Annotated in this window: 5 protein-coding genes and 1 pseudogene; 2 read left to right on the top strand and 4 right to left on the bottom strand. The window is 72.4% G+C overall.

Features of this window, described 5'->3' with window-relative positions:
* Together A7A76_RS25465 and A7A76_RS25460 are read right to left on the bottom strand one after the other, a co-directional pair.
* Positions 1–275, bottom strand: a pseudogene (locus A7A76_RS25465) (anti-sigma factor); the annotation flags it as partial.
* Between the two features lie 6 nt (positions 276–281).
* Positions 282–863: a sigma-70 family RNA polymerase sigma factor gene (locus tag A7A76_RS25460; RefSeq protein ID WP_206413939.1), complete on the bottom strand. Its 582-nt coding sequence runs from the start codon at positions 861–863 to the stop codon at positions 282–284.
* A gap of 166 nt (positions 864–1,029) precedes the next feature.
* Here A7A76_RS25460 and A7A76_RS25455 point away from each other — a divergent pair, with 166 nt between their 5' ends.
* Positions 1,030–1,335: a hypothetical protein gene (locus A7A76_RS25455; RefSeq protein ID WP_206413938.1), complete on the top strand. Its 306-nt coding sequence runs from the start codon at positions 1,030–1,032 to the stop codon at positions 1,333–1,335.
* 86 nt (positions 1,336–1,421) lie between these two features.
* Positions 1,422–1,859, top strand: coding sequence for a nucleoside diphosphate kinase regulator (gene rnk / locus A7A76_RS25450; protein WP_206413937.1), 438 nt, complete (start codon positions 1,422–1,424; stop codon positions 1,857–1,859).
* Positions 1,860–2,018: 159 nt separating this feature from the next.
* Here the strand turns inward: rnk and A7A76_RS25445 are convergent, their stop codons facing one another.
* Both A7A76_RS25445 and A7A76_RS25440 read right to left on the bottom strand, forming a co-directional pair.
* Entirely contained in the window at positions 2,019–3,434 is a 1,416-nt protein-coding gene (locus A7A76_RS25445; protein ID WP_343225410.1) for a heavy metal sensor histidine kinase, read from the bottom strand.
* Complete coding sequence (locus tag A7A76_RS25440) at positions 3,431–4,135, bottom strand: heavy metal response regulator transcription factor (protein ID WP_206413936.1); 705 nt, start codon at positions 4,133–4,135, stop codon at positions 3,431–3,433. Before A7A76_RS25440 ends, A7A76_RS25445 begins: the two co-directional genes overlap by 4 nt.
* Positions 4,136–4,225: the final 90 nt, after the last annotated feature.

Here is a 4,225-nt window from a genome sequence, read left to right as displayed (position 1 = left end):
CCGCGCGGGCGCTCGCCCTGCGCCGGCGACCAGCCCAGGCGCACGCGCAGGCGCGGCCACAGCTGCGCGGGCGCGGCGACCGGCTCGATCTCCTCCAGCAGCGCGGCCAGGCGCCGCTGCCACTGCCGGACCAACTGGGCGAAGGACGGGTCGGTTTCCACGCGCAGTTCCGCCAGCCGGCGTTCGCGCTCGTTCAACACGCCCAGCACATATTCGCCGGCGTGCACATCGGCGCCGGGCGGTTCGCGGTCGATATCGTGTTCGCGGATGTCCATGGCGGCTCAGCGCTCCAGGCAGGCGCGCAGTTGGATCAGCCCGCGCCGGATCCAGCTCTTGACGCTGCCCAGCGGCGAGCCGGTGCGCTGGGCCAGTTCCTCGTAGGTGCTGCCGTCGAAGAACGCGGTGCGGATCAGGCCGCGGCGGCGCGCGTCGAGTTCGTCCAGGCAGCGGCGCAGGCGCTCGTTCTCGTCGGCGCTCTCGGCCCGCGCCGACGGCGACGGCGCGGCATCGGCGATCTCGTCCATCAACTCCAGTGGCGCGCGCCGCAGCGACGGCGACGCGCGCAGGCGGTCGATGGCCTTGTTGCGCGCGATCATCGCCAGCCACACCGCGGCGCTGGCGCGATCGGCGTCGAACTGGCCGGCCTTGCGCCAGACCGTGGCGTAGACCTCCTGCAGCACGTCCTCGGCTTCGGCGCGCTCCGGCAGCAGCCGCAGGCACACGCCGAACAGGCGCGCGGAGGTGTCGCGGTAGAGCCGCTCGAACGCGGCGCGGTCGCCGCGCGCGATCGCGCCGAGCAATTCGGCGGCGGGGTCGGCGGCGGGGTCGGAAAGGACGGACTGCGGGGCCGTGAGTTCGGTCATCTGCGTCTCGAAGGTGCGCGCCGGCTCGGCGCGCGAGTGCGGGGATTCTAGCCAGCCGGCGAACAGATTCGGCAAACCTGCGCGCGGCGCACAGAGCCGCGCGGCCGCTATGCCGGCGCCGCGCAGCACGTCCCGGTAAGGCGGCGTATGCAGACTGGCGAGAGGCGTGACCGGCATGGCGGGACTCGATCGCGGGCGCGGCCCGGGGCTTGATCGGGGATACGGGCCGCAATACGGCGCGGATGCAGGCGCGGACCGATGGATCGCGGGCGGAGCGCTGGTCGCCGGCGCGCAAGGCGGCGCGGCGCGAGCTCGCGCGCGCGGCGATGTGCGCATCGCCGCGAGACGGGCGCGAGACGGGCGCGAGACGGGTTTGGCGGATGCCGGTTGCGAACGGGCCGATTCCGAACAAGCCCGTTCCGAACAAGCCGATTGCGGATACGCCGATCGCGAATCGACGCATGCGGCTTGATGCGCGCGCACGCGCCGGCTATGGTCGGCGCACACCCCATTGCGGGCGGCGCGTCGGCGCCGCCCGCTCTTGCTTTGGAGCCTGCCATGAACGAGCGTCACCTGCCCCACCCCTCCGGCCTGCCGCCGCCGCTGATCGTTTCGCGCCTGGATTGCGAACGCCTGGAGGCCTTGCTGGAAACCCCGCAGGCCGCCGGCCTGGACACCAGCGGCCTGCGCCGCGAACTCGACCGCGCCGAACTGCGCGAACCGGCGCAGATGCCGGACGACGTCATCACCATGAACTCGGTGATCCGCTTCCTCGACGAGGACAGCGGCGAAGAGCGCGAAGCCGCGCTGGTCTACCCGCGCGACGCCGACGGCAGCGCGCAACGCATCTCGATCCTGGCCCCGGTCGGCAGCGCCCTGCTCGGTCTGCGCATCGGCGCGAGCATCCGCTGGCCGCTGCCGGGCGGACGCCACACCACCCTGCGGGTGCTGGCGCTGCGCTACCAGCCCGAAGCCGCCGGCGACCTGCATCGCTGAATCGCACCCCTGTAGGAGCGGCGCGAGCCGCGACCGCGCCAATCCAACTACGACGCAACTTTTGCGTCGTAGCCGCAACTGCGCGGACAGCGGAAGCTTTCGCGGCAGCCGGAGTGACGCGGTCGCGGCTTGCGCCGCTCCTACAGGGGGCTGGCGCGGCTACGCGGCCGGCGGCGCCAGGTTGAAGCCGACCGTGGTCTGGCCGTCGCCGCTGGCGGCGAATACGCTGCCGCCGTGCAGCGAGGCGATCGCCTTGACGATCGACAGGCCCAGGCCGTGATGGCGTTCGCCGCCGTGCTCGCGCGCGGCGTCGACGCGGTAGAAGCGGTCGAACATCCGCGCCAGGTGCTGCGGTTCCACGCTCTTGCCGTGGTTGCGCACCGCCACGCTGGCGCCGTTGCCGCACTCGCCGGCGGGGCCGTCGCCGCCGTCGCCGCGCACTTCCACCACGATCTCCGAACCCGGCGCGGCGTGCTGCACCGCGTTGTGCAGCAGGTTGGTCATCGCCCGGCGGAACAGCGAGGTGTCGATCCAGGCGTCGGCGGCGCCGTCGATGCGCAGGCGCATGCCGGCCTCTTCCAGCAGGTATTCGAGGAATTCGCCGGTCTTGGCCACTTCCGCCGCCAGCGGCACGCAGACCCGGTCCAGCGCGATGTCGCCCTGCCCCGCGCGCGACAGGAACAGCATGTCGTTGACGATGCCGCGCATGCGCTCGAGCTCTTCCAGGTTCGAGGTCAGCACGTCGGTCAGGCGTTGCGCCTCGCGCGGGCGCTGCAGCGCGACCTGGGTCTGGCCCATGAGGTTGGTCAGCGGCGTGCGCAGCTCGTGGGCGACGTCGGCGTTGAACGCTTCCAGCCGGGTGTAGGCGGCTTCCAGGCGGTCGAGCGCGCCGTTGAACGCGGCGGTCAGCCGGCCCAGTTCCGGCGGCAGGTCGGTCGGCTGCAGGCGCTGCGACAGCGTGCTCGGGCTCAGCCGCTGCGCTTGCTCCGACAAGCGCTGCAGCGGGCGCAGGCCGACCCGCGCGATCCAGTGCCCGAGCAGCGCCACCAGCGCGGCGCCGCCCAGGCCGAGCGCGACCAGGGCGATGGCGAAACTGCGCAGCGCGGCGCGATAAGGCTGCGAATCGATCGCCACCCACACCTGCACCGGCGGCCGCTCGCCCTTGGCCGGGATCGATTGCGCCAGCACCCGGTACGGCGCGTCGCTGTCGTCCAGCCACAGCCGGCCCATGCCGCGGTCGGCGGCGCCGCGCGCGGCCTCGACCTGCGGCGCGGCCGCGCCGATCCGGAACAGATCGCTGTCGCTCCAGGCCCAGACCTTGGTGCTGCGGTCGCTGGAGACCATGCTCTCGACCTTGTCCTCGACCTTGTGCCAACGCTCGCGCAGGTCGCAGGCGCCGACGCTGCCGGCGACGTAGCGCAGCTTGGTTTCCAGCTCGGCGTGCTGATAGCGCACGATCTGAGTCTGCAACACCTGATACAGCGCGACCCCGACCAGGGCGAACACCAGCAGCGCGGCGCCGGCGAACATCGCCGCCAGGCGCCGGGCGATCGGCAGCTCGCGCCACGGCGTCACGCCGGCGGCCTCGCGCTGCCGGCATCCTCGTCCTCGCGCGTTTCCAGCACATAGCCCATGCCGCGCACGGTGTGCAGCAGCTTGCTGCGGAACGGGCCGTCGATCTTCGCGCGCAAGCGCTTGATCGCCACCTCCACCACGTTGGTGTTGCTGTCGAAATTGATGTCCCACACCTGCGCGGCGATCACCGTCTTGGACAGGATCTGGCCGCGGCGCTGGGCCAGCAGCGCGAGCAGGGCGAATTCCTTGCCGGTCAGGTCCAGGCGGTTGCCGTCGCGGAAGGCGCGGCGCGCGATCAGGTTGATCTGCAGGTCGCCGACGCTCAGTTCGGTCGGCTCCTGCTGGCGCCCGCGCCGCACCAATGCCTGCAGCCGCGCCAGCAGCTCGATGAAGGAGAAGGGTTTCACCAGGTAATCGTCGGCGCCGGCGCCCAGGCCGTGCACGCGGTCGTCGATGCGGTCGCGCGCGGTCAGCATGATCACCGGCGTCTGTTTGCGCAGGCGCAGCTCGCGCAGCACGCTGAAGCCGTCCAGGCCCGGCAGCATCACGTCGAGCACGATCACGTCGTAGTCGAACTCGCGCGCCAGGTGCAGGCCGTTGTTGCCGTCGCGCGCCACGTCCACGCTCCAGCCCTGCTCGGCCAGGCCGTCGCGCAGGTAATCGGCGGTCTTGACTTCGTCTTCGACGATCAACAACTTCATGGCGGGCGGCGGCTGCGGACGGGGCCTGCGGCCATCCTAACCCCGCCCCGGCCGCCGCGGCCCGGCGCCGGCGCGCGCAGGCGCGGCGGG

Source organism: Lysobacter enzymogenes (assembly GCF_017168095.1).
GTDB classification, from domain to species: domain Bacteria; phylum Pseudomonadota; class Gammaproteobacteria; order Xanthomonadales; family Xanthomonadaceae; genus Lysobacter; species Lysobacter enzymogenes_D.
Note: the sequence above shows the minus strand (reverse complement) of the source record. Positions and strands in the feature narration are given on the sequence as shown.

Coding starts and splice junctions, on each gene's coding strand:
- A7A76_RS25460 (WP_206413939.1), bottom strand. CDS start 863: ATGACCGAACTCACGGCCCCGCAGTCCGTCCTTTCCGACCCCGCCGCC.
- rnk (WP_206413937.1), top strand. CDS start 1,422: ATGAACGAGCGTCACCTGCCCCACCCCTCCGGCCTGCCGCCGCCGCTG.
- A7A76_RS25440 (WP_206413936.1), bottom strand. CDS start 4,135: ATGAAGTTGTTGATCGTCGAAGACGAAGTCAAGACCGCCGATTACCTG.